Source organism: Afipia dichlorophenoxyacetatis (assembly GCF_055386385.1).
The window spans coordinates 3877062-3903272 of sequence record NZ_AP029250.1; the positions used below are offsets into that span (position 1 = coordinate 3877062).

The 26211-nt window shown below is 56.7% G+C and carries 25 protein-coding genes; 8 read left to right on the forward strand and 17 right to left on the reverse strand.

Going from position 1 to position 26211, the window contains the following annotated elements; genetic code table 11:
• Positions 1 to 220: 220 nt before the first annotated feature.
• The 4 genes from ACZ5C3_RS18175 to ACZ5C3_RS18190 all read right to left on the reverse strand — a co-directional run bounded on the left by ACZ5C3_RS18175 (position 221) and on the right by ACZ5C3_RS18190 (position 5657).
• Positions 221 to 910 carry a hypothetical protein gene (locus tag ACZ5C3_RS18175; RefSeq protein ID WP_464031848.1) on the reverse strand — a complete coding sequence of 230 codons (690 nt, stop codon included), beginning with the start codon at positions 908 to 910 and terminating at the stop codon, positions 221 to 223.
• Between the two features lie 130 nt (positions 911 to 1040).
• A complete protein-coding gene (locus tag ACZ5C3_RS18180) occupies positions 1041 to 3104 on the reverse strand; it encodes an alkaline phosphatase family protein (RefSeq protein WP_464044198.1) in 2064 nt (687 codons plus the stop codon).
• A 334-nt stretch (positions 3105 to 3438) separates the two neighbouring features.
• A complete protein-coding gene (locus tag ACZ5C3_RS18185) occupies positions 3439 to 4803 on the reverse strand; it encodes a cytochrome c peroxidase (protein ID WP_464044199.1) in 1365 nt (454 codons plus the stop codon).
• Complete coding sequence (locus tag ACZ5C3_RS18190) at positions 4800 to 5657, reverse strand: EfeM/EfeO family lipoprotein (RefSeq protein WP_464031853.1); 858 nt, start codon at positions 5655 to 5657, stop codon at positions 4800 to 4802. Before ACZ5C3_RS18190 ends, ACZ5C3_RS18185 begins: the two co-directional genes overlap by 4 nt.
• 238 nt (positions 5658 to 5895) lie before the next feature.
• Between ACZ5C3_RS18190 and ACZ5C3_RS18195 the strand changes: the two genes are divergently transcribed.
• Entirely contained in the window at positions 5896 to 6369 is a 474-nt protein-coding gene (locus tag ACZ5C3_RS18195) for a prepilin peptidase (RefSeq protein WP_464031855.1), read from the forward strand.
• On the opposite strand, the gene ACZ5C3_RS18200 is transcribed toward ACZ5C3_RS18195, so the two are convergent.
• Genes ACZ5C3_RS18200 through ACZ5C3_RS18245 form a run of 10 tightly spaced genes read right to left on the reverse strand, consistent with a single transcriptional unit; the run spans position 6337 to position 14530 of the window.
• Positions 6337 to 6957 carry a hypothetical protein gene (locus ACZ5C3_RS18200; RefSeq protein ID WP_464031856.1) on the reverse strand — a complete coding sequence of 207 codons (621 nt, stop codon included), beginning with the start codon at positions 6955 to 6957 and terminating at the stop codon, positions 6337 to 6339. The two genes, ACZ5C3_RS18195 and ACZ5C3_RS18200, sit on opposite strands and share 33 nt — an antisense overlap.
• Positions 6954 to 7514 carry a type II secretion system protein GspM gene (gene gspM / locus ACZ5C3_RS18205; RefSeq protein ID WP_464031858.1) on the reverse strand — a complete coding sequence of 187 codons (561 nt, stop codon included), beginning with the start codon at positions 7512 to 7514 and terminating at the stop codon, positions 6954 to 6956. Before gspM ends, ACZ5C3_RS18200 begins: the two co-directional genes overlap by 4 nt.
• Positions 7511 to 8593 (reverse strand): PilN domain-containing protein, encoded by a 1083-nt coding sequence (locus ACZ5C3_RS18210; RefSeq protein WP_464031860.1) that lies wholly within the window; start codon positions 8591 to 8593, stop codon positions 7511 to 7513. Before ACZ5C3_RS18210 ends, gspM begins: the two co-directional genes overlap by 4 nt.
• Positions 8590 to 9540 (reverse strand): type II secretion system minor pseudopilin, encoded by a 951-nt coding sequence (locus tag ACZ5C3_RS18215; protein WP_464031862.1) that lies wholly within the window; start codon positions 9538 to 9540, stop codon positions 8590 to 8592. The genes ACZ5C3_RS18210 and ACZ5C3_RS18215 overlap by 4 nt, the downstream gene beginning before the upstream one ends.
• Complete coding sequence (locus ACZ5C3_RS18220; protein WP_464031864.1) at positions 9540 to 10277, reverse strand: PulJ/GspJ family protein; 738 nt, start codon at positions 10275 to 10277, stop codon at positions 9540 to 9542. The genes ACZ5C3_RS18215 and ACZ5C3_RS18220 overlap by 1 nt, the downstream gene beginning before the upstream one ends.
• The gene (locus ACZ5C3_RS18225; protein ID WP_464031866.1) at positions 10274 to 10687 is read right to left on the reverse strand and encodes a PulJ/GspJ family protein; all 414 of its coding nucleotides are present in this window, start codon (positions 10685 to 10687) and stop codon (positions 10274 to 10276) included. Before ACZ5C3_RS18225 ends, ACZ5C3_RS18220 begins: the two co-directional genes overlap by 4 nt.
• Positions 10659 to 11123 carry a prepilin-type N-terminal cleavage/methylation domain-containing protein gene (locus tag ACZ5C3_RS18230; protein ID WP_464031867.1) on the reverse strand — a complete coding sequence of 155 codons (465 nt, stop codon included), beginning with the start codon at positions 11121 to 11123 and terminating at the stop codon, positions 10659 to 10661. Before ACZ5C3_RS18230 ends, ACZ5C3_RS18225 begins: the two co-directional genes overlap by 29 nt.
• Positions 11116 to 11610 (reverse strand): type II secretion system major pseudopilin GspG, encoded by a 495-nt coding sequence (gene gspG / locus ACZ5C3_RS18235; RefSeq protein WP_464031869.1) that lies wholly within the window; start codon positions 11608 to 11610, stop codon positions 11116 to 11118. The genes ACZ5C3_RS18230 and gspG overlap by 8 nt, the downstream gene beginning before the upstream one ends.
• Before the next feature lie 18 nt (positions 11611 to 11628).
• Positions 11629 to 12843: a type II secretion system F family protein gene (locus ACZ5C3_RS18240; RefSeq protein ID WP_464031870.1), complete on the reverse strand. Its 1215-nt coding sequence runs from the start codon at positions 12841 to 12843 to the stop codon at positions 11629 to 11631.
• A gap of 4 nt (positions 12844 to 12847) precedes the next feature.
• Positions 12848 to 14530 (reverse strand): GspE/PulE family protein, encoded by a 1683-nt coding sequence (locus ACZ5C3_RS18245; RefSeq protein WP_464031872.1) that lies wholly within the window; start codon positions 14528 to 14530, stop codon positions 12848 to 12850.
• 362 nt (positions 14531 to 14892) lie between these two features.
• On the opposite strand from ACZ5C3_RS18245, the gene gspD reads away from it, so the two are divergent.
• Together gspD and ACZ5C3_RS18255 are read left to right on the forward strand one after the other, a co-directional pair.
• On the forward strand, positions 14893 to 17241 hold the full coding sequence (gspD, locus tag ACZ5C3_RS18250; RefSeq protein ID WP_464031874.1) for a type II secretion system secretin GspD: 2349 nt from the start codon (positions 14893 to 14895) through the stop codon (positions 17239 to 17241).
• Between the two features lie 41 nt (positions 17242 to 17282).
• Positions 17283 to 17783, forward strand: coding sequence for a tetratricopeptide repeat protein (locus ACZ5C3_RS18255; protein WP_464031875.1), 501 nt, complete (start codon positions 17283 to 17285; stop codon positions 17781 to 17783).
• Between the two features lie 53 nt (positions 17784 to 17836).
• On the opposite strand, the gene ACZ5C3_RS18260 is transcribed toward ACZ5C3_RS18255, so the two are convergent.
• From ACZ5C3_RS18260 to ACZ5C3_RS18270, 3 genes are read right to left on the reverse strand one after another with little or no spacing between them, the layout of a single operon-like run.
• Positions 17837 to 18574: an enoyl-CoA hydratase/isomerase family protein gene (locus ACZ5C3_RS18260; RefSeq protein WP_464031877.1), complete on the reverse strand. Its 738-nt coding sequence runs from the start codon at positions 18572 to 18574 to the stop codon at positions 17837 to 17839.
• Entirely contained in the window at positions 18547 to 19719 is a 1173-nt protein-coding gene (locus ACZ5C3_RS18265; protein WP_464044201.1) for a CaiB/BaiF CoA transferase family protein, read from the reverse strand. The genes ACZ5C3_RS18260 and ACZ5C3_RS18265 overlap by 28 nt, the downstream gene beginning before the upstream one ends.
• A gap of 28 nt (positions 19720 to 19747) precedes the next feature.
• The gene (locus ACZ5C3_RS18270) at positions 19748 to 20521 is read right to left on the reverse strand and encodes an IclR family transcriptional regulator (protein WP_464031882.1); all 774 of its coding nucleotides are present in this window, start codon (positions 20519 to 20521) and stop codon (positions 19748 to 19750) included.
• 116 nt (positions 20522 to 20637) lie between these two features.
• On the opposite strand from ACZ5C3_RS18270, the gene ACZ5C3_RS18275 reads away from it, so the two are divergent.
• The 5 genes from ACZ5C3_RS18275 to ACZ5C3_RS18295 all read left to right on the forward strand — a co-directional run bounded on the left by ACZ5C3_RS18275 (position 20638) and on the right by ACZ5C3_RS18295 (position 26211).
• Positions 20638 to 21597: a D-2-hydroxyacid dehydrogenase gene (locus ACZ5C3_RS18275; RefSeq protein ID WP_464031884.1), complete on the forward strand. Its 960-nt coding sequence runs from the start codon at positions 20638 to 20640 to the stop codon at positions 21595 to 21597.
• 43 nt (positions 21598 to 21640) lie between these two features.
• Positions 21641 to 22843: a mandelate racemase/muconate lactonizing enzyme family protein gene (locus ACZ5C3_RS18280; protein WP_464044202.1), complete on the forward strand. Its 1203-nt coding sequence runs from the start codon at positions 21641 to 21643 to the stop codon at positions 22841 to 22843.
• A 52-nt stretch (positions 22844 to 22895) separates the two neighbouring features.
• On the forward strand, positions 22896 to 23870 hold the full coding sequence (locus ACZ5C3_RS18285) for a Bug family tripartite tricarboxylate transporter substrate binding protein (protein ID WP_464044203.1): 975 nt from the start codon (positions 22896 to 22898) through the stop codon (positions 23868 to 23870).
• A gap of 101 nt (positions 23871 to 23971) precedes the next feature.
• Entirely contained in the window at positions 23972 to 25471 is a 1500-nt protein-coding gene (locus ACZ5C3_RS18290; RefSeq protein WP_464031888.1) for a class I adenylate-forming enzyme family protein, read from the forward strand.
• Positions 25468 to 26211, forward strand: a complete 744-nt coding sequence (locus tag ACZ5C3_RS18295) for an enoyl-CoA hydratase/isomerase family protein (protein WP_464031889.1) — start codon at positions 25468 to 25470, stop codon at positions 26209 to 26211. The genes ACZ5C3_RS18290 and ACZ5C3_RS18295 overlap by 4 nt, the downstream gene beginning before the upstream one ends.

Genomic DNA, 26211 nt, shown 5'->3' on the forward strand with positions numbered 1-26211 from the left:
AGAACAGGTCAGCAGCTTGCGCCAATTCTTTCATCTGGATGCGTGATGATGTAGCAGCCCTGCCCACGCCGCCCGCAGCAATCCCGGAGATGCGCCTACCAAGGGTCGCGATGCTGCGCATCAGAGCAGCAAGGGTTGCGCTCAAGGAGCGGCAGCCCTCTTTCCTGGCGACAAACAGATCGGCTCCGAAAAGACGCTTTTGCGGGCCCGGCGGTTCGTATCAAGGCTTCGGCGCTTCAACCCATACGTCGCTGTGCTTAATGCGTTCGATAAGATCGCGTGGATCAAACTTCCTGTAATTTGCAGGAATCTCAAACAGATCTTCAGGTTGCGATCCTTCCTGGACATTTGAAAGAACGAATGTCGCAAGCTTTTCTGCCTGAATCTTCAAAGGAAACCTCAAGCCAGCATCGATCCATCCCACGAGGTCCTGCCCAGAGGACTGGGCTCGGTATCCAACAGCAGAGCGAATACCAATTCTCTCGTCGCCGATCCGCTCGCAGTGCCAGTGATCACCCTGTTCTGTAGCTCCGGCAGCAATTGCCATCCGCTGCCATTTGCTGCATGGATTATCCGGTTCAACGCCAACCAATAGCCGTGTTAACGGGGTTGACTGTCGTGCCTCCATGAAGATGCGGCTGGACGGCTTGACGAGGTATGCTGTCCCCTTCTCGCCATCGACCAAAAAGTAATCGCCTGGGAAGCGAGATGCTTCAATGCGAACTTTGCCATTGGAGATATAGATTTTTCCGGACGACGTCGGCGCGGACGTCGTAGCCTGACTGGCATCCGTTTCGGTGAACTCGGCCGAGAATTGTTGGGCGCCTGCCACCGTGCTTCCACACACAATCATTGCAAATGTCAGAAAGCAGCGTGCGACGCCTAGAATTGCCGACAACTTCATCGCCACACCAAAATCCTATTTTTTGAAAAGAACAGCGCCGACCAGGCAGGAAGCCGGATCGGCGCTGTCGCTCAATTCAAGATCATGGACGCAAGACGCAAATACTCAAGATTCGAGCCCATGATCTATTGCGTCGTTACTCGGTGTAGTTCTGAACAACTGCTTTGTCGAAGTCGAATGCATCGAACAGATCCGAGAGCGCCGGGCTGTTGGTCGGCACGTACGGATTGGCCTTCTTGACAGTCGGGTTCGGAAGGTTGTCGCGGCTGCGAGCGGTCAGCGGCGCGAGACTCCAGTTATGCTCAATGAACTTCAGGATCGAAACATGATCGGCGTAGCCGTGATGGACCTGACCGCCGGTCGAATACGGCGAGAGGATCAGCAGCGGGATACGCGGTCCGTCGCCAAAGTAGTCGATCGACTGGATGTAGCCCGAGTCGAAGTAGCCGCCGGCCTCGTCCCAGGTGACGAACACCGCGGTTTCAGCCTTCAGCGTCGGATTAGCATCGAGTGCGCCGAGAACGTTGAGCACGTAGGCTTCGAACAAGTCGACCTTCGAGCTCGCCGGATGGCCATCGAGGATACCGTCAGGCTTGCCGAACGAAACCGCTGGCAAGGTGTTGTCCTGGATCGATTGGATCAGGTCAGACGTATCCTTGATGTGAGCCGTCCGGATCGCCGGGTCAGCCATGATCGAGGTTGCGTACTGGAACGGATTGCAGATCTGGCAATAAGCCACACCCACCGCATTCGCCGGATCAGCAACTGCAGCAGCGCTCAGATCCGGATTGGTCGGATTCTTGGCAACAGCCGCGTTCGACAGGGCGACAGCAGCGTTATAAGCGCCACCATAGTAGGCCCATGAGATGTCCTTATCCATCAGAGCATCGCCGATGGTACGGACAGGCGACGGCGGAAGGTTGTTGCCGCCAGACAGAGCACCGTTCGGGAGATAGCCCGGGTTGGTGTTGTTCAGCATGTAATAGTGGTTATGCTGACAGTTCGGCTCCGCTGCATACTTCAAATTCGAGAGATAGTTCACAATCGGCTGCACGCCGGGTTGGAAGATATCCGCACATTCGCTGAAGTTGCCGTCGACCGTGTACTTGTTGTTGATACCGGGCTTCGGATTTGGATTCGCGATCAGGCTGGCAGGAGGCACCGCAGGATTGCCGTGTCCATCCGTCCAATAGGCTGCATCACCGGTGCCAAGCATGAAGTGATTGGCGCCCGTGCCGCCGTGGAACGACTGATGGAAGTTGTCGCTCAACGTAAAGCGGTCAGCAAGCATCTTCAGGATCGGAGCCTGTTCCTGCGTTGCATTGTAGAAGCCCATGGAGTTACCAGCGCTCGATGGCGAGTTGGTTGCCATGACGAATGGGAACAGATCCATCTTACAGCCGGCGTTGTCGTCCTTCGTCACATTGGCGACGCTGCAATCGTCCTGCTGCCAATCCGAGTAGAAGCGATGCGAGGTATCGCCGGTGTAGTCGTCATCGCTGAGCTGCGGGCCCTGCAATGGGAACGGACCGGCCAGAGATCCAGCACCAGGAACGCGAGTATCCAGGACATTGTTTGCAAGACCGCTCGCACCGGTCGTCGCGATGTCGAGATCAGCCGGGTTCATATCCTTCTCAACGCTCGCTTCAGCGATCGTCTTGAAGGGGGGAGAGATGTCACTCTGCGATGTCGGGGTACCGCCGGTGTTCGGCTGCGGCATCACGCTGGAAGCACTGTAAGGAAACTTCGCGTTTTGCGGTGCGCCGATATAGTAGCTGGTCTGCGCCGCAACCGAGAACTGCTGCGCCAGTGCGTAGTTCGGGCCTGGCGAGCCATCCGCATTGACGATTCCCTTCGAGAGAAGGTTCGAAATCGTCTGCTTCTTGCCCTTCGGCGTGTACACACCGAACGTGTGATCCAGACCGCGGTTTTCACCGATCAGAACGATCACATGCTTGATCGGGCTTTCCGTCTTGAGCGAGTCGGCCGGATTCTTCTTCACCGCCGCAGCATTCAACTGAAGCTTAAGAGCGTCGGGCTGGACGCCCTTGTTCAGATAAGGATTGGGATGCGCGCGCGTATCCCAGTTGCTGCGTCCAGCTTCAGCAGCGAAGCTTGCTGTCGACATAAGAAGCGACGTTATGACGCACAACGCTGTCGTAGCGCGCCATCCATTGTTCAGATATTTAGTCGTTTGCATCGTTGACCCCATTTGAAGTTAACACGTACTGCTTTAGTCGCAGTTCGTGACGCGCGCGTATCGCACTTATGAAAACAGAAGAATGTGAAGCAAACGCCGCGATAAATTCTTCACGCGCACTCAATCGCCAACATCTCAAGTTGTTTTATTCTCGCTCACGTTGAGCAACCCGTGATGTCACAGTGTGTCACGCGCTGTTATTGCGCGACGATGCTCATGTGAGTCGCGGGGATGACCTTGATTGATTCGCTTGATCTCACATCAGGCGATTACAAATTTATCGTAATACGATGTATTAATGCGAAGCCGAACAACAACGTCTTCAGCGATCGAATTACTTGGCCTGGAGAACCTGACGAAACGCCGCGTAGTGCGCATCGTGCACTGACGGATTGAACAGAGACCACGGCTGTGCTCTGGCCAGCAAAGACGGGACTGCTGCCGCCATCAGGTATCGATAGTTTTTATACTCAGCTGCCGCGTCGGGGAAGCGATCCTCGTTGGAAGCAATATCAATACGACGCAGCGTTAAAACAAGCTCCTTCAAAGCAGAGCGAGCGAGCATGCGCTCGCTCTCACCGCCGGATACGCTGGTATTTTTCCGATCGGGATAGCGCTCGGTCAATTCGCGCAATTCGCCGCCAATTGTATCGACTGTCAGCGATACGGTTGCCTTGTCCTTCGCCGGAATCGCTGTGTCCAAAACCGTCGCGAAGTCGTTGATCTCCTTGAGAACAGTACCAACCCCGTCAACTTCGTAGGGCTGCATTCCATCCCCAACTGCCGTCAGGTATGCGACAAGATCCTTCGCGTCCTGCGCGGAAAGACCAAGACTGAAAGCGCGATCAAAATGTGCAACGACCTCGTCGTAGCTGCGATAACGGCCGTCATGAAAATATGGAGCGTTGAAGTCAGCATTCCGCAATGTCGGCGTCTTATAGAGACCTCCCGAACCAACGTCGTGTTGCTGATGGTCAACAAATCCGGCCGACGGAATGTGACAACCCGCGCAACTCATTGACGGCTGATTCGGAAACGGCTTTGCAAACAGTGCCTCACCGCGACGTTCCGCGTCACTAATCTTCCCAACAAGGTGGCCACCCGGCCCCAAGCTCGGGTTTGGAAGGAAATCGATGTCGTTGATGTAAGCGACCAGCGCATCGAGAATCGCGGGAGACGGTTCGGGACCCGCGAACTCATCCACGATCACATTTCGTACGAACTCTCGAAGAGACGCGGTTCGACCATCGTTACCGTATGGCGCAAGATATCGCGCGCCACGTAAACTGGGAATCCTTACTGCATCGAGTGCCTGATTATCGGCCTTCGGGTTGAACAATGGCCCCGTCGTATCGAATGTCCCAGGATGAACCGACATCTTCGGAACAAAAAGCTTGGGATTCGAGGCTCCGCTGACGTGACACGTCTCGCAACTCATTCCGGCCTGACGCGCGGGACCGCCGAATAATGAGGGTGAACTGAAGGCGAGGTTGCCCAGATTGACCATGTAGGATTTTCGGCCACCGATACTTTCCGACCGAAACACTTCTCGCGGGGTTTGCAGAGCATCTTCATTCAGCTCTGTGGAACGAGGCAGCGTCGTCTGATCCCCGTCAACGGGAAACGCCGCGACGCGCACAATCGATCCACTCGTAAGGCACGCGAGAACAATGGCGAACCATGGACGTAATAATCTCATCGGGTTGACGCCTCGAGCGTCGGACGTCCCAAACCAAGCTTCGGCGCGGCAGCCTGCAGCGCCACCACCAGATCTTCGCTGACTTCACGCAGCTTCGGGATATTCACCGCACGCAGCTCCCGAACATCCAGAATCTCGGAAAGTGATTTGATCTTTTGATCAATCTTATTTGCGAGATTTCGATCCGAAGCTTCCAGCGCCTCAGCAAAAATTGTCCGGTAAGCGAAATCGATTCCCGATACGTTGTTGCGCATGTCATCGAGCGACGTTCCGCTGATGCGCGACTCGCCGCCGTCCGCTTTGCTTTCACCAACCTCGTAAGCCAGCCGCACGAGACCATCCAAGAGTCCTTGGGGTTTCAGCTCCATGCTGTGAAGTTTGGAATGCAAGTCATCCAAGTTGCCAACGAGCGCATCCGCTTCATTCCCAGCATCGAGCCGGCCCGAACCGAATATCTTCGCTTCAATCGCATGGAAACCGGTTGTGGCATCAGGCCACGCGTCGATTTTTTGGTCGAGTTCTGGAACAAAGCCGGCGGTGAAGACTTCCGAACGCTCCCAGCCTGCGCGCGCCGAAAGCCACGCTTTCTTGGCTCCGGCAAGATCGGACTCAGCGATGCGCTGCTTCAAATCGCGCGCACCATTTAACGCCTGACCGATCCCCTCCACCATGTAGGGACGATAGCGCTCTGCGGATTCATCCAGCGGTGACGCCATCGCGTGACCGGCCGACAACGCAAGCGCAAGACACAGAGAGCGAATGCTCGCGAATCCATAACGGCGTGCAAAACTCGTCAGTGACCTATTCATTCGCGGCGATACGCGAGAAACGCCACCGACCGAAAGATCGATCATACTCTTGAACCCTAGGCGAGATTTAGAAAGATACTAAGAAGGTAATATTGTCGGATTGGTTTGCGGTTTTGTGACGAGTTGACGTTGATGTATCGTTTTCCGACTTAACAAAGAAATTTCACGCCAAACGAATGTTCTCAAGCATCGTCTCTAACGCACTAAACTATTTCGGCGAGAGCATTTTTCCGGAACGAGAAATCAGATAACGAAAAACGCAGGGATCTCAGAGCAGATTTGCATGCCTTTCGATAACGAGTTTTTCATCTTCTTCACTTTGCTCTTTGCGCTGTGCTGCGCTCTCGCGGCCATCGACATCCGTCACGGAATCATTCCGGACTGGCTAAATCTGTCGATCGCTGGACTTGGAGTCACGAAAGCTGCAACCAGCGATGGCTTGCTCGGCTGCGCACAAGCTCTATGCGAGGGCATCGTTATTGGCGGAGTATTCTGGCTGTTACAGCGATTTTACTTCTCGCTGCGAAAGATTCGCGGCCTAGGACTGGGGGACGTCAAATTCATTGGCGCTGCTGGAATCTGGATCGGATTCAACGGCATCCCCGTTTTCCTGCTCGTCGCTTCACTGACGGCCCTACTCTTCGCCGGAATAATGCGGCTCACTGGACGAACAATGACTGGTCAAACGGCCATGCCGTTCGGCCCATTTCTCGCGATTGGCCTCCTATTTGCGCTGGCCCTCAAACCATACGGGTAGTGATACGGGATGCACGATCCCCTCCTCTCCCACCGGCGCTGGTAAACTCAGAACAGATGTCTGCTGATCTTTTTCCAGAGTCACTTCCCGGCCACGTATCGACTGCAGTTTCCAGCCGTGGTGATCTTCGCCCACTTTCAGCCGAAGCGCGGCCTTCGTGGCTTGGTCGAGGAAAATGCCGAACCCCTCCTCGCCGCTGGCAATCGTACCGACCAGAGACAGCTGTGGACGTTCCGGCATCTTGGGCGGCGATGCTTTCGCGGCCACTGGCTTGGCTGCAGCGGGCGGTGCTGGAGGACGGCGCGAGACTGTGAATATCGGCCTGTCTCGCGTTTCCGATAACTGGCTCAGCGGAATAGCCCAAAGCGGATTGGCGCTCGGAACTCGCTCTTTTGCAGGCCCCTTTGCTTGAGGCATTCCAGCGTTTGCCGGATTTCTCACTTGCGAATCGGATGGTGTCTGAACCGGCCGGCTTGTCGGCGGATCATCAACGACGTCAGCATCCAGGGCATCGCTAGACGGAAGCGCGGCCACGCCTTGCGCGAAAAACAGCAACAGAAGGGTCGGGATCAAAGCTTTCCAGGTCACTTGCTGCTCCGCCATTGTCCAGAGACTGCGAGCAGAACTCGCAATTTTCCTTCACCAGACGTCGATGAGGTCGTTGATTCAACGACCAGCTGATCCACAAACAGGAAAGGCATTCCAGCTTCAAGATCGTATAAAAGCTTCTGCAATTCCACCTGGCCAATCTCGCAGCTTGCAATCATGCTGATAAAGCCAGCTTTCGATTGATTTCCTTTTAAATCCACCTGAGATGACAGCACGTCGCCACCGAGCTTTGTGACGGCACCGTCGACTCGTTGAAGCAATGCGGCTCCTGCGATGGTCAATGTGTCTCCTTCGAGGAAAGCCGAGCCCGACGGGATCGATACATCACCTGATGAAGGTCGCGCTGCCGCCGATCTACGCCCATCCAATTGCGCGAGCATGGCCTCGGCCGATCCAACTTCGGCGCGCCGGGCAAGAATATCCGCTACTGACGTCACCACAATGAACACCAATGCCACCACCAAGCCGGCATATGCGAAAGCGGCAAGCGGCGGCGAGTCGGAGAGCGTCTTTCGCAAGGTCGCAATTACGGTCATGTGCCTGATCCAAAATAAGCGGTGATGTGCGCTTCAATATGGAATCGCTCTCCCGGGTCGTTCTGCGCGCGTGTCGTCGGCGCGAAAAACGTCGCGCGGGTAAATTGCGGCGACTGCTCGATCAGCCGGATCAGCGATGGCGCATCCTGTGTCAGTCCAACAACCTGGACTTTGTCACCTTCAATTCGCAGCTCGGTCACATATGTTGTGTCTGGCAAAATTTTTGAGATCGCTTCAAGCACCATCACACTCGAGGGGCTCTCCTGCTTGCGCTTTGCAAGCAAACCAAAACCAGATCCCCCGCTGGAATCGGAATTGAGACGCAGCGCAGCCCGCCTCTGAGATATCTGGCGTTGCAGCTGTTGTTGTTCAGAATCCAGCGCATCTCCAAGATATGCCGAGACAAGCAATGCGACTGCCGCTGCAGCGCCACTTGCCAGCAGGGTCCCTAGCAAAACCGTTGGAACACTTAAAGTGTGCCCGATCGAGCCCTGCAGCGATTTTTCAAACAGCTTGACTCGTGGTGCAGCACCTTCAACAGCAGAAAACAGGGTGAATACCCCAATCGATGAAGCTCCAAGATTTGTCGCAAGCTGAGTCAGAGGTTGAATTTTATCTTTCGACGTCGCAACCAGGGCGACCTCGATGCGATCGCTGGCTGCGTCGGAAAGCAGGCTCCATCCAAATGCGGCGTCATTCGCTGTCCACGGTGTGAGACGATCGATTTGCGAACGGATCATGCCATCGAGAAAATCTGCCGCCTGCTTCGGAAAGTCCAACGCCCGCGCCATGACATGTTGTGACGACAGCACAACTTCAAGGCGGCCGCCGCGAATTACATTTTGCCAGTCCTCCGAGAGCTGAGGGGTAAGCGGTCCACCAGTGACACCCAATTTGACGTCCGGTAGCGAGATTCCCTTTTTGGTTCGCTGCGCCTTGATCGTGAACGTCCCGTCCGTGTCTTCCTCGATCATCACGAGTTGTGCCCGAGCGTATCGCCCCACAACGATGTCGACAGCACGTGCAACGGCCGCAATCCAGTCGCCGAATAACTCCTTGATGTCGGAAATAACTGTCATTGCGACCTTGCCCACCTTCGTTGATGCTGCCCCGACGTGACCTCATCTTGCCAAGACAACACCCGATAAGGAACACCCTCGCCCCCCAGCACAAAAACAACCTCGGATGTCAGCCGGCGACCATCTCTCAACTTGACCTGGACCGACGCGCGAAAGGCGCCACTCTTGGGAGATGACGCTCCAGTTGGAGATGGCGCACCAGGGTTTGGTGTTCCTGCACTATCATTGGGTGCATTATCATTAGGTCCGGCGGCTAACGATGAAGCATTACTTGCCGCATTGTTGAGACTGGTCGAGGAGTTCCCCAACTGCGCAGCCACAACTTCGGGTGAAGCAATCTTCACGTCCACGCTCGGAGAGCCATTGAAAATCGTAACGAATGGCAATGCACGCTCGACCAATGCAGGTGGGATTCCGAGCACGAGGCCCAATTCATTCACATGCACAAAGAGCGCTTGCCGCGGTGAATAGGTCAGACCAGCGGCGCTATAGAGCGCGGTTTCATCGTTTGTGGAACCGGGCGTGGGGAGCGTCCTCCATCCGACGATGCGATCCGCATATTCTTTTGCTGCATTTTCGTTTGCGCCGAGAGTCGCGAAAAGACCTGCCAGCGTGTCTTTCGAGGCATAGTTCAGATCGATGCGAGCGGTCTCAGATGAAAACGAGACCACGGCATCCGCCCCATTGAGGCCAAAATGGAACTCCCCTCGCCCTGGTCGTTCCTTTTCATCCGCAGTCAGTAGGCGATGGGCCGTCAGCTCAACGCCGGCGGACACAAGGGCTTCGACTTGCAGGCTGGAGTCATTCACGGCAAGCGCCTGAGCCGAGTTGGATAGATATAGCGAAAAGATGACGGTCAACGCGGACAACGCCATCAGAATCCAAAGCACGGCAACGAGCACGAAACCGCGCTCGGAAGATGCCAGAGCTGTCGGGCGGACACACATTATTGCGTATCCTCGCCGTTGGCGGATCCACCGCTCTGTCCACCATTTTGACTCTTGGTGTCATCAGCCTTGTCGCTGCATTCCTTCGGCGATTGCATGCACTCGGCAGACACCTGGACATGCACCGGTGTGACCGTCGATACCGATAGGACGCGCTCGCTTGCAGCATCGCGAACAGTCAACCTGATGGCTGCTGGCAACTGTTTCGCATCGCGCCACGTTGAGCGCCAGACCATATCCTGCCCTGCATAAGCGAAGGACAGGCGATATGGAGGGCGAAGCAGAAGAACCTGATCACTGAAATGCAACTGTTCAGTCAGTGACGACTGTGGCGGAAAAGGACGGAATGATGCGCGCGAGCGCACCGTCACGAGATCACCGTGGTCGGTTGTCTCACCGAGCCGGACCACATCCAAACCTGGGCCAACATTCGGGCCTAAGGCAGCCCGTACGAACGTCACCGACAATTCAGAACCGTCAAACAGAGGCTTTTTACGATCGCGATCTGGTGCAACATACTCAGCGGACGCAAGATCGGCGGCGATCCGTTGCAGCGCAATTCCAATGGTCTCAGTGTGTTGAATACGGTCAACGCCCCGATTCCAATTTGGAAGCCATTGCGCGGTGATGCTGGCCAATGCTGACAACACAAGGCCGGTCAACGCCAACGCTACCAGCGTCTCGATCAATGTGAAGCCACGCTCATTCTCGCGTTGTCGTGCCGTACTTTCACTCATTGTGAGGGCCGCTCGATTAACCGGACGGTGCGCAGATCCGAGACCGCGCCAAAGGGCGAGCGCACGCGCACTCTGACCAGTTCCGGAATCCACTTGGCATCGGTTTTCTTATCGTCTTCATCCCCGGCCAAAGGACCAATATCGATCGTCCAACGGTAGCCGCCCTCCTCACCTGATATCGTGCCAGGCGCAAGTGCTGAACGCGGCGGAATTTTGGTCGTCATAATCATCCGCGTTGTCTGCATCAATGCGACGTGCCGCTCGAGCGAAACAACGCCGCGCACGTTGGTGGACATGACAGATCCGATCGCCACAACGGAAATCGCGACAACGGCCAGCGCAATCAGGACCTCAACGATGGTGAATCCTGCGTCGCTACGATCAGTGGCTTGCGGCGGTACGCGGAACAATTTCGACCCTTCCTGTGAACCAGTTGACGCGCACTTCGTAACCCGTATCGAAGCGAGTCAGCGCAATGGAGCCGCCACATGACATTCCGTTGGCAAAAAAGCTGATGGTCGAAAACGCCGGCCTTTGATTACACGTCTTCGGTAACGTGGCATCAAAGTGGACATCATCCGGAACATGAATGCTGTTTTTACCTGCCCCTGAGACGATCACGCGCGCTGCGGGATCGACCAGCGTCGCCACATCGGTCCCGCGCCGGATCGCGGCATTGCGATCCGCCTTCAGCAATGTCGCAGCCTGCAGAGCATAGGCCTGGAGACGTGAGCGCGACGTGTTGTGGGGAATGAATGGCAGCAACACGGCTGACAACAAGCCTATGATGGCCAATACACAGACCATCTCAAGCAAGGTGAAGCCGCGTTGTGCCTCGTTAATCATTCTTCGCACTGGTCAGCTTATCGAGTGAGATATCAGCGGCAGCTCCGCTTCCTCCGTCCTGACCGTCTGATCCGTGGGACATGATGTCGTAAGGACCATGCTCGGCGGGGGAGCGATAGACGTAAGGATTGTTCCAGGGGTCGTTCGGAACTGAGGAACCCTTCAGGTACGGCCCGTTCCACGCCGCTGAGCCGGCGGTTCGGTGCACCAACGCATCAAGACCTTCCGATGTGGAAGGATACCGGCCCGCATCCAGATAGAAGAGATCGAGCGCTCCGGCGAAACTCTGCATCTGGATTTTCGCTGCCTTGACCTTCGACTCGCTGAGGGAATTCAAAACTCTTGGGCCAATCAGACCCATGATGAGGCCGATGATGGTGATCACCACCAGCATTTCGACCAGAGTAAACCCCTCTTCGCCTTCCCGGCTCTCTTGCGAACCCTTCTGACTAACGAGAATAGCCTTGATACGTTTGACCAACGTCATAGTGAACCAACCTTTGATCTAGCCGACGAGCTGGGTGACTGAAAGCAATGCGGTCATGACTGAAACAATCAGTCCTCCGACGACCGTACTGATGGTGATGATGGCGAGCGGCCCGATGACCGCGACGATCCGATCGAGGCTGCGTTGTAGCTTCGCCTCATAGAACTCCGCGACACGACCTGAGAGCGAGGGAAGCTGCCCGGTTTCTTCACCTAACCGCAGCATGCGTACCGCCATTGGCGGCAAGCAGTTTCCCGCTGCCAATGCTTCGGACAGCTTGCCTCCATGGCGCACGCGATCGGCCGCAGCCGCCCACGCCTCCACATCGCCGGTGACCGACATGATGTCCATCAGGATGCGCAGCGTTGCCGTAAGGCTCACTCCGCTGCCCAGTAGAACACCCAAATTCCGGCAGAAGAGACTGGTGCGATAGAACTGAAAGATGGTCGCAATCCCGGGAACGCGCGAGATCGCCGATGCGATAGCACTTCCTGTTCCCGGACGCCGAAGCAACCACCATAGAGCAGCGATAACGGCCGCGGAGCCCAATAACATCTCGGTCGCATTCGCCCGCAAGAAATCCGACAACTTGATGAAGGCGCTGAGCGCGGTATCAGACTTTGTCCCGAAGTCCTGAAGAACCGACGAGAATTGCGGTAGCACGAACAGGATAAAGAATAGCATCACGCAAGCGGATGCGATCAGAACGAATATCGGATACTGCATCGCATCGACCAGCTTGCGACGCATGGCTTCGGAACGCGCCCGCTCCGCTCCCAGCATTTCCAGCACTTGGTCAAGAGTTCCAGAAACTTCCCCAACCCGAACCAGTGCGCCATACATCACCGGAAACAGCTCAGGATATCCCTCAACTGCGTCCGCGAAGCTCTCCCCGCTCAACAGTGCCGTTCGCAACTTTGCGACGATGGGTCGAAGCCTGCCTACATCGGCGTCGCTTGCAAGGAGTTCGAGTGCATCGTCAAGACGTGCACCCGCCTTCAAAAGCAGCGCCAGATCCCGGGTGAATGTCGTGATCTCGGCGGCGCTCGGCCGGCTGAGAAAGCCGAACGTCCCGCGTGATCCAGTCGATGAGCGCTTGTCCTCAACCGTTTCGATCGGCAGCAACTTCAGGTATTCAATTCGCCGCGCGACCTCCGCAGCGGTTGGAGCCGACAACGTTCCGTTGACGATTTCGCCAGTTTGGGTCAGGGCGCGGTAGCGAAAATTCGGCATGACGTCACCGTATCGTCGTCACGCGAAGAATTTCGGACGGCGACGTCAGTCCGGCGCGGCATTTAGCGATGCCGTCATCAAGCATGGTGGTCATGCCGTCACGAATTGCTGTCTGGTCGATCTTCAAGCCATCGGTCTTCTCGCCGATCAATTCTCGAATCTCATCGGTGAGCTCAAGAACCTCGAAGACGCCAAGCCGGCCGCGATAGCCTGTCCCACCGCACCGCTCGCAACCGCACGGCGTCTGAAGCACTTCACCGACCCTAAAGCCGAATGCATGTAGCCGCGGATCGGCAGTGAAGTCGTCCTCAGCGAGCGTTTTTGGTTTCTTGCAACGATCGCAAAGCTGCCGAACGAGGCGCTGAGCGACGACTGCCCGCAATGTCGAGCGCAGCAGATAACCTTCAATGCCGAGATCAAGCAGACGTGGGACCGCAGCCGCCGCCGTCTCGGTGTGGAGCGTGGTCAGAACAAGGTGCCCTGTGAGAGCAGCGTGAACGGCAACATGCGCCGTCTCGGAATCGCGAACTTCGCCGAGCATGATGACGTCAGGATCCTGACGGACGAACGACCGGAGAGCCGCGGCAAACGTCAATCCGATAGCTGGTTTGGCCTGCGATTGATTGACCCCCGGAATCTCATATTCGACCGGGTCTTCGATCGTCAGGATTTTCCGCGTTGGCTCGTTCAAAATCGAGAGGACAGTTGCAAGTGTCGTCGTCTTTCCACTTCCGGTTGGACCGGTGATGACGATCATTCCATGGGGCAGTGCCAGAAGACGCCTGAGCCTCGCATCATCTGTGGACGAGAACCCAAGCTTTTCAACGACCAGCAGCCCGCGGTCTTTCGGCAGAATACGGATGACGGCAGATTCACCGTGCTGGGTCGGCATGATCGCGACGCGCATATCGACATCCGATCGCCCTGCGCGCAACCGGGCCGCTCCGTCCTGAGGCAGCCGCCGCTCGGCGATATTGAGACCTGCCACGATCTTGATGCGCGAGATGACGGCTTGCGGCAACACGCCGGACGGCGCAGCAACTGGCCTCAACAGGCCGTCAATACGCATCCGAACCACCAGTCCGGACTGAAAAGGCTCGATATGAATGTCACTGGCGCGCAGCTCCAGCGCTTTTTCGAGAAGATCGTTGACAGCGCGGACCACCGGCGCGCCGCTCGCAAGATCCCGCAGGCTCTCGATATCGTCGTCGCGTAGCTCATTCAGAGGGCTGCCCGCCGGCGCCTCCAGGCTCTCATCGCTGAGCCGCTGGTTAAGGACAATCGCGATATCTTCCGACGAGGCGACTTCAACCGCGACCCCTGCCCCTAGTACAATCTCGGCCGCGCGGCGCGTTGCCATATCACCAGGATCTGCAACAACGATTCGCGGTGTCCCTTCGGCGGAACGATAAGGAAACACATACATATCCCGCAGAAACCGGGACGAAAATTTCTCAGCAAGTGAGGTAGCGGCCAGCATTTCCGGCAGTGGAGTGCGCCGGAAGCCAAAAAAGTGTGCCGCCTGATCCGCGAAATCATTTGGCGAGAGGCTCGTCAGATCCCACAGCTTGGCCGCCGCGCTACTATTTCCCCCATGCCCAACACCATTGCCGTCAACATCCGCAGCTGCCAGGTGATTGGCCTGACGCAGATGTTCAATGAACTGCAAAGACTCATTGCTGGTCATCGTGTCTTTCCAGACAAAACGCTTGTTTATCGCGAGCCGCCGGGAATTTATGCCGCGCCAATCAGCTCTCTGTCATCGGAAGACAGGGTGCGTTTATTCCTCCGAAGTATGACGCCTGTACGAAACGTCCAGGATTAGACCCGCTAAAACGCCTGTGACAATTTCTTTTGATCGTACAACGATGAAATCGAAGCCTCCCGGGGGTACAGCAGCGGGAGATTTTTCGCACATCTTGAAATGTTTGCTGCGGATCTTTTTTTGAAAATTATTACTGTCATGTTTGGCCGCTAAACATTCCGTCCGTTCGACGAATTATCGCAAAGCGATCAATTCATTGAGCCCTCAGTAAGAATGGCGGAAAAATGGTACGCGTCGGTCACTCAAGCCGGTACCCGACGATTGCACGCATTGCGTATACAGCGTTGGTGTTGGCGTCGGTTGTATTCCTGACATCATGCAATTCGGCAGTCATCACTTCGAACAGCACAGATATTGATGTTGTTGATAAGGTTCGGTCGCTCGATATTCTCCCGCGCCAGCCGCAGCAGGTCGGCGTCACGCAGGTCCGCACTTCTCAACCAGGTCGATCAGCAGAGTTCGAGGGCACGGTCGTCTCGGATGTGTCGGAGGATCGGCCTCAGCCGGTCGCAAACGGCAACGGCTTCGACCTCAATTTCGAGAATACCCCTGTTGCCACCGTCGCAAAGGTCGTGCTCGGCGACATTATGGGAACGGGCTATACTATTGACCCGCGCGTTCAAGGGACTGTCAGCCTCGTCTCCGTCAAACCCGTCCCCAAGTCAGACATTATATTTGTGCTTGAAAACGCCCTGCGCCTCAGCGGCGTGGTTTTGGTGCGCGATACTGCGGGATATCGCCTGACCCCGCTGGGGGACGCTGTCGGTGCAGGCCGTGTCGATGCAGCGGCTTCAAGTCCCGAGCCCGGCTACGGCATTTCCGTCGTGCCGCTACAATATGTTTCGGCCCAAACTCTTCTGAAACTGATGGACAGTTTCGCGACCAAGCCCGGAATGGTGCGGGCTGATACAACGCGCAATCTCCTCTTGATTCAAGGCAGCGGAGCAGAACGGCGGACGGCGGTCGACACCGCCGTAAGTTTCGACGTCGACTGGATGCGTGGCCAGTCGGTCGGAATCTACCCGATCAACAGCAGCAGCCCTGAAACCATCATCACTGAGCTCGAAAAAATCGTCGATTCCGGCGAAAATGGTCTCAGCCAGAACGTCATCAAGTTTCAGCCTATTGCGCGCTTGAATGCTGTCATGGTCGTCACCAAGAAGGCGGCGCTGCTACAGACGGCGTCAACCTGGATCAAACGGCTTGATCGCGCGGATACCGCACGAACCAGCGTCCACGTCTATCAGATCAAATACGGTGACGCGCGCCAGATGGCACGGGTCCTGACCGACATGTTCCTTGGTGGCAACTCGTCTTCCTCGCTCGACACGGCTGACAATCAGGTTGCACCGGGATCGGGCACAGCGAACAGCAGCAGCGCCGATAGGTTATCGTTGAATGGAAATTCGTCTTCGCAAAGCGGCTTTGCGTCTCGTGGTACGAGCAGTACGTCGCAAGGTTTTGGTGCGTCATCGACAGCTTCTTCCTTAGGATCAAACGCGAACGGCAATGGCAACGGAAGCGGAAACTCCAACGGCGCACTTGATAGCCGCGCATCAGGCTCGAACGGCCCACCGGCGCTGCAGGGCGTCCGCATCACACCGGACACCGTGAACAACACCCTCCTCATCTATGCGGATCAGCAGAACTATCAGGTCATCGAGGCTACGATTCGTCAGGTCGATCAACCGCAGCTACAGGTTGCGATCGATGCGACCATCGCGGAAGTCACCCTCACCGATGAACTCAGCTACGGTGTTCAGACCTACCTGACGAGCCACAATCTCGGTCTCAAACCGAACACAGGTTCGGTTCTCAACACCCAGGCTGGGACGGCTCCAGCCACCACGACGGACCCGGTAACCGGCGCGGCCTCAGTTGCGGGATCCGTCACGAATGCGTTCATCAATCGTGCATTTCCGGGCTTCAACTTTTTGATCGGCTCCGAGACACAGCCGAGCGTTATTCTGGACGCCCTTCACGCCGTTACCAGCGTGAAAGTGTTATCGAACCCATCGCTCGTTGTGATCAACAATCAGCCGGCGACGCTTCAGGTCGGCGACGTCGTTCCTGTTTCAACTGGTAGCGCCACCGTCCTGACTTCGAACAATACGGTCGTCAACACGATCGACTATCGCAACACCGGCATTATTCTTCGGGTTTCTCCTCGCATTAGCGCCAACGGAAATGTCCGGCTCGATGTCGAGCAGGAAATCAGCAACGTTTCGACGGCGACCGCCGCCAGTCTGACACCGACGGTTTCGGAACGAAGGGTCAAGAGTTCGATCTCTGTCGCGACCGGTCAGACCGTTCTTTTGGCAGGATTGATCAGCGAGCAGCAGAACGGCGAGAGAAACGCGATCCCTCTGCTCGACCAGATCCCGGGCCTAGGCGACGGGTTCGGCCACCAAGACAAAAAGACCACGCGCACCGAACTCATCATCTTCATTCGGCCGCAGATCATTCGTGACAGCACAGATGCTCACTTTGTTGCAGAAGAACTTCGTTCAAAGCTGCGCGGCAATATAGGCGCGAGCATCGTCGACCATCCTCATGGCCCGAGGGCTGACTGATGGCGCGAGCGTGGCATTCAACAGATCGTCGAAATCGAAAATTGATCTCGCCGCAAGGATTGAGCGGCTGGATCACCCTATCGCTCCTGAGTGCAAGTACAATCAACCTTGCACACGCCGGTGACCTCGCCCGAAGCAATGCCGCCTATGCCAGACAGGACTACGTTCACGCGGCCAAGTCCTTGTCTCATGCGGCACGACGTGGAAATCGGGAAGCACAGGGCCGCCTCGGCTTTATGTATGAAAACGGCTTGGGCGTTCCTCAGGCCTACGATGCCGCCGCTTCCCTTTACATCGAGGGCGCCGTACGCGGTGATCCCTTCGCGCAAAGCCGGCTCGGTTTGATCTACGACAAGGGCCATGGCGTTCCACAGGATTACGTCCTGGCCTATAAATGGCTCAATCTCGCGGCGGGGCGAGCATCACGACGGCAGCGGGAGTTCTTTCTCCGGCTTCGCGATGCAGTCGCCTCAAAAATGACGCCCGATCAGATCCTCGAAGGCCAAAGAATGGCTTTGGATTGGAGACCTGGAGATTTTTGATTCGTGCACGAGCGATCTGACAACACCGTTGTGTCGTTGTCCGCAGGCTCGAATCAGTGCCCCGCGCGATAGCGTGCAATCCGCTCGTGCAATCCCGGCGCACTGACCGACCGAACAAGTTCAGCCAGATCGGTATCGTTATTCTGTGGCGATGTCAGATGCAGAATGCGGTTGCGCACCGTCTTATCGAGTTGTCCCATCTCCGCGATGATCTCGTCAGCCCTGATGCGCAGCCCATCTGGCTCCACTAGGTCAGTCAGGAGCCCGATCTCCAGTGCGCCTTTTGCATCGAGGGTCGCGTTGTTCAGCAGAATGTCGCGAGCATTTTGCGTGCCAACCAGTCGCGCCAGATGTCCCGTGCCTAATGCGACGCCGAAGCGGAAACCGGGAAACCGGAATTTTGTTGGATCGGATCCCACTCTGTAGGTGCATGACGCGGCGATATCGGCGCCTGCGCCCATCGCAGCCCCTTGAACGAGGGCGATGCTGACGAATGACGATTGCCGGAGCCGCTGCAGCAGCTGCTCGATCCGCGTAAAGCGTAGCAGCAGATCCCCATGGGTCGCCGTCTCATAGCCGGTGAAGTCAAAGCCGCCACAGAATGCTTTGCCCTTTGCATTGATGACGAGCGCTTGGCAATCCTCATTTTCTGCTTGTTCGACCCAGTGAAGAAGCTGATCGACAAGTTCGCTGCTCAGCGAGTTGGCCTTGTCAGCCCGATCGAGCGTCAAAAAGCGGACGCCATCAACAAGCGGCGACGCGATCACATAATCTTTGCGCTCGTGGTCCATTCCTTGAAAACCTCTTCATTGTGCTCGCCAAGGCCGGGCGGCGCCTTTTCAATCTTGTAGTCGAAATCCGAGATCTTGACCGGGAATCCGACAGTCTTGGTCGTCGCCCCGTTCGGCATCTTGAGCGACTGTACAAGCCCAAGGTGCTCGACCTGCTCGTTCGACAAGATTTCATGATAATCAAGCACGGGTGCACAAGGGATACCTTTGGCATCCAGCGCCCCGACCCACTCGTTCGCATTTCGTGTCAGAAAGATCGGCTGCACGATGGCGGCGAGTTCCTTCTGGTTTCGTGCGCGATCGAGTTGCGTGACGAATCGAGGATCGTCCGGCAGTTCTGGTCGACCAACCACATCGCAGAAATCGCGCCACAGCTTGTCGTTGCCGGCAGCCACCGTAAACGGCCGATCCTTCGCATCAAAGCCCTGATACGGTGCGTTGCGCGGATGCGCGGCCCCCAGCCGCTTGGGTGCGATGCCGGTGCCAAAGAATTCGCTCGTCTGCAGCGCGGCCATGCCGATGAGCGAACCGAGCATCGAGCAATCGATGTAAGCGCCCTGCCCGGTCTCGCGCGCTTTCATGATCGCGGCGAGCGATGTGAAGGCCGCATAGAGGCCCGCGCCAAAGTCCCCGATGGGCACGCCGCACTTGACCGGAGGGCCGCTCTCTTCACCGGTGACGCTCATCACGCCACTCATAGCCTGCACGGTGACGTCAAACGCGCCCTTCTCGGCGTAAGGACCGGTCTGGCCGTAGCCAGAGATCGAGCAGTAGACAATTCGCGGGTTGTGCTTGCGAAGCTCTTCGTAGCCCAGCCCGAGCCGCTTTGGCACACCGGGACGATAATTCTCGACGAAAAGATCTGCGGTTGCGACCAGCGCGTAGAACCGCTTCATGTCCTCCGGATTTTTCACATCCACCGTGATGCTGCGCTTATTACGGTTGACCGAGGTGAAATTACCGCTGACCGGCGCACCGCTATCGCCTTTAATGGCAGGCGGCCAACTCCGCATGCCATCGCCACCATCGGGCCGCTCGACCTTGACCACGTCCGCGCCGAGGTCGGCAAACAGGCTTCCCGCAAAGGGCCCTGCCGCGATCTGCGCGAACTCCAAAACACGTATGCCGGTGAGAGGACCGTTCATTGATTGACCTTTGTTGATTGTTCTTGATTTAAGCCGTCTTGCGCGGCGTCATCACGTCGCCTGAATACCCAAGCGCCCGGGAGATGGAGTTTGCGACTGCGATGACTTCGGGCACCTGATCGCGCATGAATGTCGGCTTCATGCGTGTCGCAGGTCCGGAGATTCCGACCGCGCCAACCACCTGCCCTGAGGAATCCCGGATGGGCGCTCCTACGCCGCAGACACCTTCGCGCCATTCACCGCGATTGATCGCATAGCCGAGTTGTCGAATGCGCGCGAGTTCGCGCTTTAGTTCTTCCGGATCTGTAATGGTGCGCGACGTATGTTGCTCTAGAGACTTGCACACATGTGCAACCACGTCCTCGCTCTGATACGCAAGAAGGACCTTGCCAGTCGCCACACAATAAGCCGGCGCGCTCTTTCCAATCTGGCTATAGGCTCTGACGGGTTGCGGACTGTCGATCTTATCGATGTAGACCACGACATTTTCGATAAACACCGACAAGTGCACGGTCTCACCGGTCTTGTCGGCCAGCACCTGCAAAAAAGACCCCGAGACATTCTTGATGTCCACTTTCGCCAGCACCTGAGAGCCGAGCTCCCAGAGCTTTAGAGTCGCCGAGTATTTCCCGCTGTCTCCGTTCGACTGGGCAAAGCCGCACGACACAAGTGTCTTCAGAAGGCGGTGAGAATTGCTCTTGGTCAGACCCAACTCGCGCGCGAGATCACTGACCCCGCGCGGGCCCTCGGACGAGGCGAGCGCCTGAAGCATTTTCATGCCTTTGAGAAAAGTCTTTTCCATTTTGTCCTATTATTTGGAACGCCTATTCAATATTTAGGATAGACAGACAGGGCTTTCGTCGTCAATAACTGAAGCGAAGTGAGGCCCAGAAGAGGCGCGACAGGTGGGAAGCCCGAATGCTTGTTGAACCGACCATTCTTTTCGGTCACGTCGCGTATCAACTCGGCGATGCCTTTAAGGCACGCGGCAATCGAGAGTGTTACATTGAAGTGCGCAGCATCGATGACGTCGAAGCACAGCTGCACAATGCCGATGTTCTGGTGGTATCCCGCTTCTGGCGCAACGACTGGATCGAACGCGCCGAACGCCTCAAATTCATTCAAGCTGTCAGCGCCGGAACCGAACAGTTCGACCGCGCGCGCATCGCCGCCCGCGGCATTCGACTGGCGAGCGCGCAGGGCGCGAATGCCGGAGCTGTCGCCGAGCACGCCATCGGCCTGCTGCTGTCGTTGAGCCGCCACCTTCACCTCGCCCGCGATCGTCAGCGCGACCATGTCTGGCGCCCGATGATCAGCAATCCCGAGGTGCGCGAACAGGAACTCAGCGGAAAAACAATTGCGATTGTCGGGCTTGGCGAGATCGGCCAGCGCATCGCGATGCTGTCCAAAGCCCTCGGTATGCGCGTTATCGGCGTGAACCGGTCCGAACGCCTTGCTCAGGGTATTGTCGATTCCGTCGAGACGATCGATCGTATAGGCCAGATCCTACCCGAGGTGGATGTTGCGGTGCTCGCCTGCCCGCTGACACCGGACACCGAAAACCTGATCGGTGCTCAACAGCTGAAGGCGATGAAGCGCAATGCGTTTCTCATCAACGTTTCACGCGGCCGTGTTGTCGACCAATCCGCATTGGTTGAAGCGCTTGCTGCTGACACAATCGCCGGTGCGGGTCTCGACTGTTTCCACGATGAACCACTCCCAGCGTCCTCTCCCCTCTGGGATTTCAAGAACGCGATCATCACCCCCCACAGCGGCGGTGAGACCCGAAGCTATGAAATCCGCGTCATCGACATTCTGACTGAGAATCTCAAGCGACTTGCGCGAGGCGAAGCCCAATTGCGCAATCAGGTCGTTTGACGCTTACCGAGACAAATCCAAATATGTAAAAGGAGCTCGACCCATGAAGGTCGCCGAAATCAAAACTCTTCGATGCGATGCGGGCTGGCGAAACTATCGTTTCGTCAAGCTGACCACAGACGATGGCGTCGTCGGGTGGAGTGAATTCGACGAAGGTTTCGGCTCACCTGGCGTTACGTCTGTGATCGAACAGCTCGGTCAACGCCTGATCGGCCAGGACATCCGCAATCATGAGCGCTTCTTCGCGGAAGCTTCCGCCCTCACACGTCCTGCCGCCGCGGGTGGCATTATCGGCCAGGGCATCGGTGCAATCGAGAATGCTCTCCTGGACGCTAAGGCCAAGACGCTCGGCGTTCCCTGCTATGAGCTTCTCGGCGGCAAGATCCGCGATCGCGTCCGCGTGTACTGGTCGCACGCGCCGTCCTGGCGCATCAACCACCCGCAATTTTTCCCCCCCGCCATCACCGATCTAGATGGCGTCAAGGAGATTGGTGCCGAAGTCCGCGCCCGCGGCTTCACCGCGTGCAAGACAAACATCTTCATCCATGACGATGGCCCTGTGCGTGCATGGCGTCCGGGCTTCGGTGTTCCGTTCTATCCTGAACTAAACGTCGACCGCGCCGTCATCCGTAATCTAATGAACCATCTTCAAGCGCTGCGCGACGGGACCGGACCTGACGTCGATATCCTGCTCGACCTCAATTTCAACGCCAAGACCGAAGGCTATCTCAAGATCCTGCGCGCGCTCGAGGACATGGATATGTTCTGGGTGGAGATCGACACTCACAGCCCCAAGGCGCTCGGTTATATCCGGCAGCATAGCCGCCTGCCCATCAGCTCATGCGAAACGCTGATTGGCCTGCGTCAATTCTTGCCCTATTTCCAGGAACAGGCGATGGATGTCGCTATCGTCGATGTGCCATGGAACGGCGCTTGGCAATCCATGAAGATTGCGGCGCTCGCCGAAGCGCACGAAGTCAACGTCGCTCCTCATAACTTCTACGGCCATCTGTGCACGATGATGAACGCGCATTTCGCGGCGGCCGTTCCGAACCTTCGCATCATGGAAGTCGATATCGATCGGCTTGCCTGGGACAAGGAGCTGTTCAGCCATGAGCCCGAATTCGAGAACGGTCATCTCGTGATCCCCGACCGTCCAGGATGGGGTATCGATCCGGTCGAAGAGGCAATCCTGAAATATCCACCCAAGGTGACGGGTGGGTTGCTCCAATACAAACGATCCTGAAGGGACGCGATACTCGTTTCAAAGACAAAAAATCAGAATTAGGTGGGAGACAATGATGTTGAAGCACTGCTGGATTGCTGCCTCGGTCCTGTTAGCGTTCGGTCTCACTGGTCCGGCGTCTGCCCAGGACGTCAAGTATCCGGATCACGTGGTCAAGATCGTGGTCCCCTATCCACCCGGTGGTACGACAGATGTTGTCGGCCGCATCATCGCCGACAAGCTGAACGCGCGTCTCGGACAACCCTTCATTATCGACAATCGTCCAGGCGCCGCCGGCATGATCGGCTCGGACGTGGTCGCGAAGTCTCAGGGCGACGGATACACCATCCTGATGGGATCCGTCGCCAACACCACTATCCCGGCGGTTTACGCACACGTCCCCTACGACCTTAAGCGTGACTTGATACCGCTGTGTCAGGTCATCTCGATTCCGAACTTCATGGTGGTTGCGGCGGACTCGCCCTACAAAACGGTGGCCGACGTCATCGCTGCAGCGAAAGCCGCCCCCGGAAAGCTCTCATTCGCCTCATCAGGCGCCGGCGCAAGCCCTCATTTGTCCGGTGAATTGTTCAAGGTGATGACCGGCACCGATATGCTGCACGTTCCGTATAAAGGTAGCGGCCCGGCACAGGTCGATCTGATGGGTGGCCGCGTCACCTTGATGTTCGACAATGCCGCGCTTTCTCAAGTCAAAGGTGGAACGTTGCGTGCGCTGGCTGTGAGTACGCCAAAGCGAACAGCCGCCGCGCCGAACATTCCCACTGTCGCCGAGGCAGGTGTCCCCGGTTACGGAGTGAGTTCGTGGTACGGCCTCTGGGTGCCAAAGGGAACGCCGCAGCCGGTGATCAATCTCCTCAATAAGAATATCGCTGAAATCTTTGAGGATAAGGCCATCAAGGACAAGATCCTCGAACTCGGCGGCGACACTGAAGTTGCTTGCGGAGACAAGTTTTCCGCCTTTATCGATACCGAGCTGACGAAGTGGAGCGACCTCGTCAAGAAGGCCAACATCAAGATCGATAACTAACTATCGTCATGAATTGACCACGGAGACCGGAAGCCAGCGCGCTCGCTTCCGATCTGCGCGACGCGAATTTTGCGTCAGCTCATGAGGAGACCGCGCGCACGATGAACATCGTTAGCCCTATCTTTGAACAGGCGGCTGCGCTCGGCAAGGCACCGGCAGTCAGCGATCCGTCCGTCTCGCTAAACTATTCCGACCTGCAACGCGAGATCACGCGATTGGCTGATTATTTCAGATCGCTTGGCATTATGTCGGGTGACCGCGTGATGATGATCGGCGAAAATAGCGTTGCGCTTGCGGTCCTGATCCTGGCCGGATCGCACGCAGGCGCCACGATCGTGCTTGAGAACGCGCGGCGCGCGCCGCTTGAGATCGACGCCATCACCGCACACTGCCAGCCGAAACGCGCGATCTTTGTCTTTGCGCATTCGTCCGATGCCAAGAAACATGCCGAACAAGCGAAAGCCGACGTAGTTTCGGATCAAGTGATTGGTGACTTTGCCGTCAGCAGCGAGAATCCCAAGGGCAATTCAGACCCAGCCAAAGATACCGAGCTGGCCGCCTTTATCTACACGACCGGTACAACCGGAACGCCCAAGGGGGTAATGCTCACCCATGGCAATCTTTGCTTCATTGCATCGATGATGGGTGAGCTGCGCGACATATCGCCCAGCGACAAAGTTTACTGCGTTCTTCCCATCACCCATGTCATGGGCCTCGCCTCCGTTCTGCTCGGTTCGTTGCATTCCGGAGCGCACGTTCACCTGCGTCCAAGATTCTCAGCAAAGCAATGCCTCTCCGAAATCAATACTCATGGCATCACCGTTCTGCAGGGGGCAACTGCCATGTTCGCCAAGCTGACGGAGCAGGCCAACCTCGACAAATGGCAACTTACGGCCCCTATGAGATTCATGGGCGCTGGCGGCGCGCCGATCGACACCACGGTCAAACGCAACACCGAGAAGCTCTTTGGCGTTGTTCTTCAAAACGGATACGGACTGACTGAGGCCGCATCCATTTGCTGGACCCGTTTTGGCGAAGTTTATGATGACGATTCCGTAGGACGCCCCCTCCCTGGAATGGAGCTAAAAATTCTAGACGACAACGGTCACCACGTTGCTGACGATGGCGTCGGCGAACTATGGGCGCGCGGGCCGAATGTGATGCGAGGCTATTTCCGTAACCCTCAGATAACTGAGAAAGTGCTTACACCCGACGGCTGGCTGAACACGCAGGATCTTGCCAAAAAAGGGCGGGACGACCGCATCTATATCGTCGGCAGAAAGAAAGATGTCATCATTCGCTCCGGCTTCAAGGTGAATCCGCTCGAAGTCGAGACAGTCCTCAACCGTCATCCCGGTATCGCGCACTCAGCAGTCGTCGGACGAAAGGCGGATGGCAACAATGAAGACGTCGTCGCCTTCGTCGAACTGATGCAACCGCTGACAACCCTGCCCGACGACCTTGAACAACATCTGCGGAACGCACTGTCCGCCTATAAATATCCCAACGAAATTATCATTCTTCCGACCCTGCCGCTCGCCCCCAACGGCAAGGTGCTCAAGAACAAACTTCTGGAAACCGCGAAAGGTTTGATACGATGAGCGATCCAGTTCTCTACGAAAGCGCCGACGATATCTGCACGATCACGCTGAACCGGCCTGAGAAACTCAATTCCATCAATGCTGAAACCGAACTTGCGCTGGCGGATGCCTGGCGCCGTTTCAGTGCGAGCAGCGACCGCGTTGCTATTCTCACTGGTGCTGGCCAAAAAGCTTTCTCGGTTGGCAAGGATTTGAGTTCGGATTCGATTCCGGACTACCGCCGTTTCACGCCGGGCTTTGACATCGAGGTAAGAAAGCCGATTATTGCCGCCGTCAACGGATGGTGCATCGGTGGTGCATTGACCCTGGTTCAGATGTGCGATCTCTGTATCGCGACGACCAGCACGCGCTTCATGTATCCTGAAGCCAAGATGGGCTTCGCCGGAGGCCTGATTGCGGGGCTGGCCGCACGCATTCCCCACAAGGTCGCTATGGAAATCATGCTGCTGGGCGAAGAGTTCTCGGTGGAGCGTGCTTACCAGGTCGGGCTCGTCAACAAGATCGTTACTGAAGACGAGCTTATGCCGGCAGCCCGCGCCTACGCCCGGCGCCTTGCCGACAATGCGCCCATGGTCCTCGAAATGTTCAAGATGTTCGCCAGTGAGATTATTCCAAGCAGCCCCATGGAGCGGGCAAGCCACGCCATGCGTGTGGTGGAAAAAGTCATGGCGAGCGACGATTTCCGCGAGGGGTTCGAAAGCAATCGTGAAAAACGGAAGCCGCGCTATACAGGAAAGTGA

What these genes read in the sequence shown, in the direction of transcription:
- ACZ5C3_RS18180 (WP_464044198.1), bottom strand. Translation starts at nt 3,104, where the DNA reads ATGCAAACGACTAAATATCTGAACAATGGATGGCGCGCTACGACAGCG.
- ACZ5C3_RS18185 (WP_464044199.1), bottom strand. Translation starts at nt 4,803, where the DNA reads ATGAGATTATTACGTCCATGGTTCGCCATTGTTCTCGCGTGCCTTACG.
- ACZ5C3_RS18190 (WP_464031853.1), bottom strand. Translation starts at nt 5,657, where the DNA reads ATGATCGATCTTTCGGTCGGTGGCGTTTCTCGCGTATCGCCGCGAATG.
- ACZ5C3_RS18195 (WP_464031855.1), top strand. Translation starts at nt 5,896, where the DNA reads ATGCCTTTCGATAACGAGTTTTTCATCTTCTTCACTTTGCTCTTTGCG.
- gspM (WP_464031858.1), bottom strand. Translation starts at nt 7,514, where the DNA reads ATGACCGTAATTGCGACCTTGCGAAAGACGCTCTCCGACTCGCCGCCG.
- ACZ5C3_RS18210 (WP_464031860.1), bottom strand. Translation starts at nt 8,593, where the DNA reads ATGACAGTTATTTCCGACATCAAGGAGTTATTCGGCGACTGGATTGCG.
- ACZ5C3_RS18215 (WP_464031862.1), bottom strand. Translation starts at nt 9,540, where the DNA reads ATGTGTGTCCGCCCGACAGCTCTGGCATCTTCCGAGCGCGGTTTCGTG.
- ACZ5C3_RS18220 (WP_464031864.1), bottom strand. Translation starts at nt 10,277, where the DNA reads ATGAGTGAAAGTACGGCACGACAACGCGAGAATGAGCGTGGCTTCACA.
- ACZ5C3_RS18230 (WP_464031867.1), bottom strand. Translation starts at nt 11,123, where the DNA reads ATGATTAACGAGGCACAACGCGGCTTCACCTTGCTTGAGATGGTCTGT.
- gspG (WP_464031869.1), bottom strand. Translation starts at nt 11,610, where the DNA reads ATGACGTTGGTCAAACGTATCAAGGCTATTCTCGTTAGTCAGAAGGGT.
- ACZ5C3_RS18240 (WP_464031870.1), bottom strand. Translation starts at nt 12,843, where the DNA reads ATGCCGAATTTTCGCTACCGCGCCCTGACCCAAACTGGCGAAATCGTC.
- ACZ5C3_RS18245 (WP_464031872.1), bottom strand. Translation starts at nt 14,530, where the DNA reads ATGACCAGCAATGAGTCTTTGCAGTTCATTGAACATCTGCGTCAGGCC.
- gspD (WP_464031874.1), top strand. Translation starts at nt 14,893, where the DNA reads ATGGTACGCGTCGGTCACTCAAGCCGGTACCCGACGATTGCACGCATT.
- ACZ5C3_RS18260 (WP_464031877.1), bottom strand. Translation starts at nt 18,574, where the DNA reads ATGGACCACGAGCGCAAAGATTATGTGATCGCGTCGCCGCTTGTTGAT.
- ACZ5C3_RS18265 (WP_464044201.1), bottom strand. Translation starts at nt 19,719, where the DNA reads ATGAACGGTCCTCTCACCGGCATACGTGTTTTGGAGTTCGCGCAGATC.
- ACZ5C3_RS18270 (WP_464031882.1), bottom strand. Translation starts at nt 20,521, where the DNA reads ATGGAAAAGACTTTTCTCAAAGGCATGAAAATGCTTCAGGCGCTCGCC.
- ACZ5C3_RS18275 (WP_464031884.1), top strand. Translation starts at nt 20,638, where the DNA reads ATGCTTGTTGAACCGACCATTCTTTTCGGTCACGTCGCGTATCAACTC.
- ACZ5C3_RS18280 (WP_464044202.1), top strand. Translation starts at nt 21,641, where the DNA reads ATGAAGGTCGCCGAAATCAAAACTCTTCGATGCGATGCGGGCTGGCGA.
- ACZ5C3_RS18285 (WP_464044203.1), top strand. Translation starts at nt 22,896, where the DNA reads ATGATGTTGAAGCACTGCTGGATTGCTGCCTCGGTCCTGTTAGCGTTC.
- ACZ5C3_RS18290 (WP_464031888.1), top strand. Translation starts at nt 23,972, where the DNA reads ATGAACATCGTTAGCCCTATCTTTGAACAGGCGGCTGCGCTCGGCAAG.
- ACZ5C3_RS18295 (WP_464031889.1), top strand. Translation starts at nt 25,468, where the DNA reads ATGAGCGATCCAGTTCTCTACGAAAGCGCCGACGATATCTGCACGATC.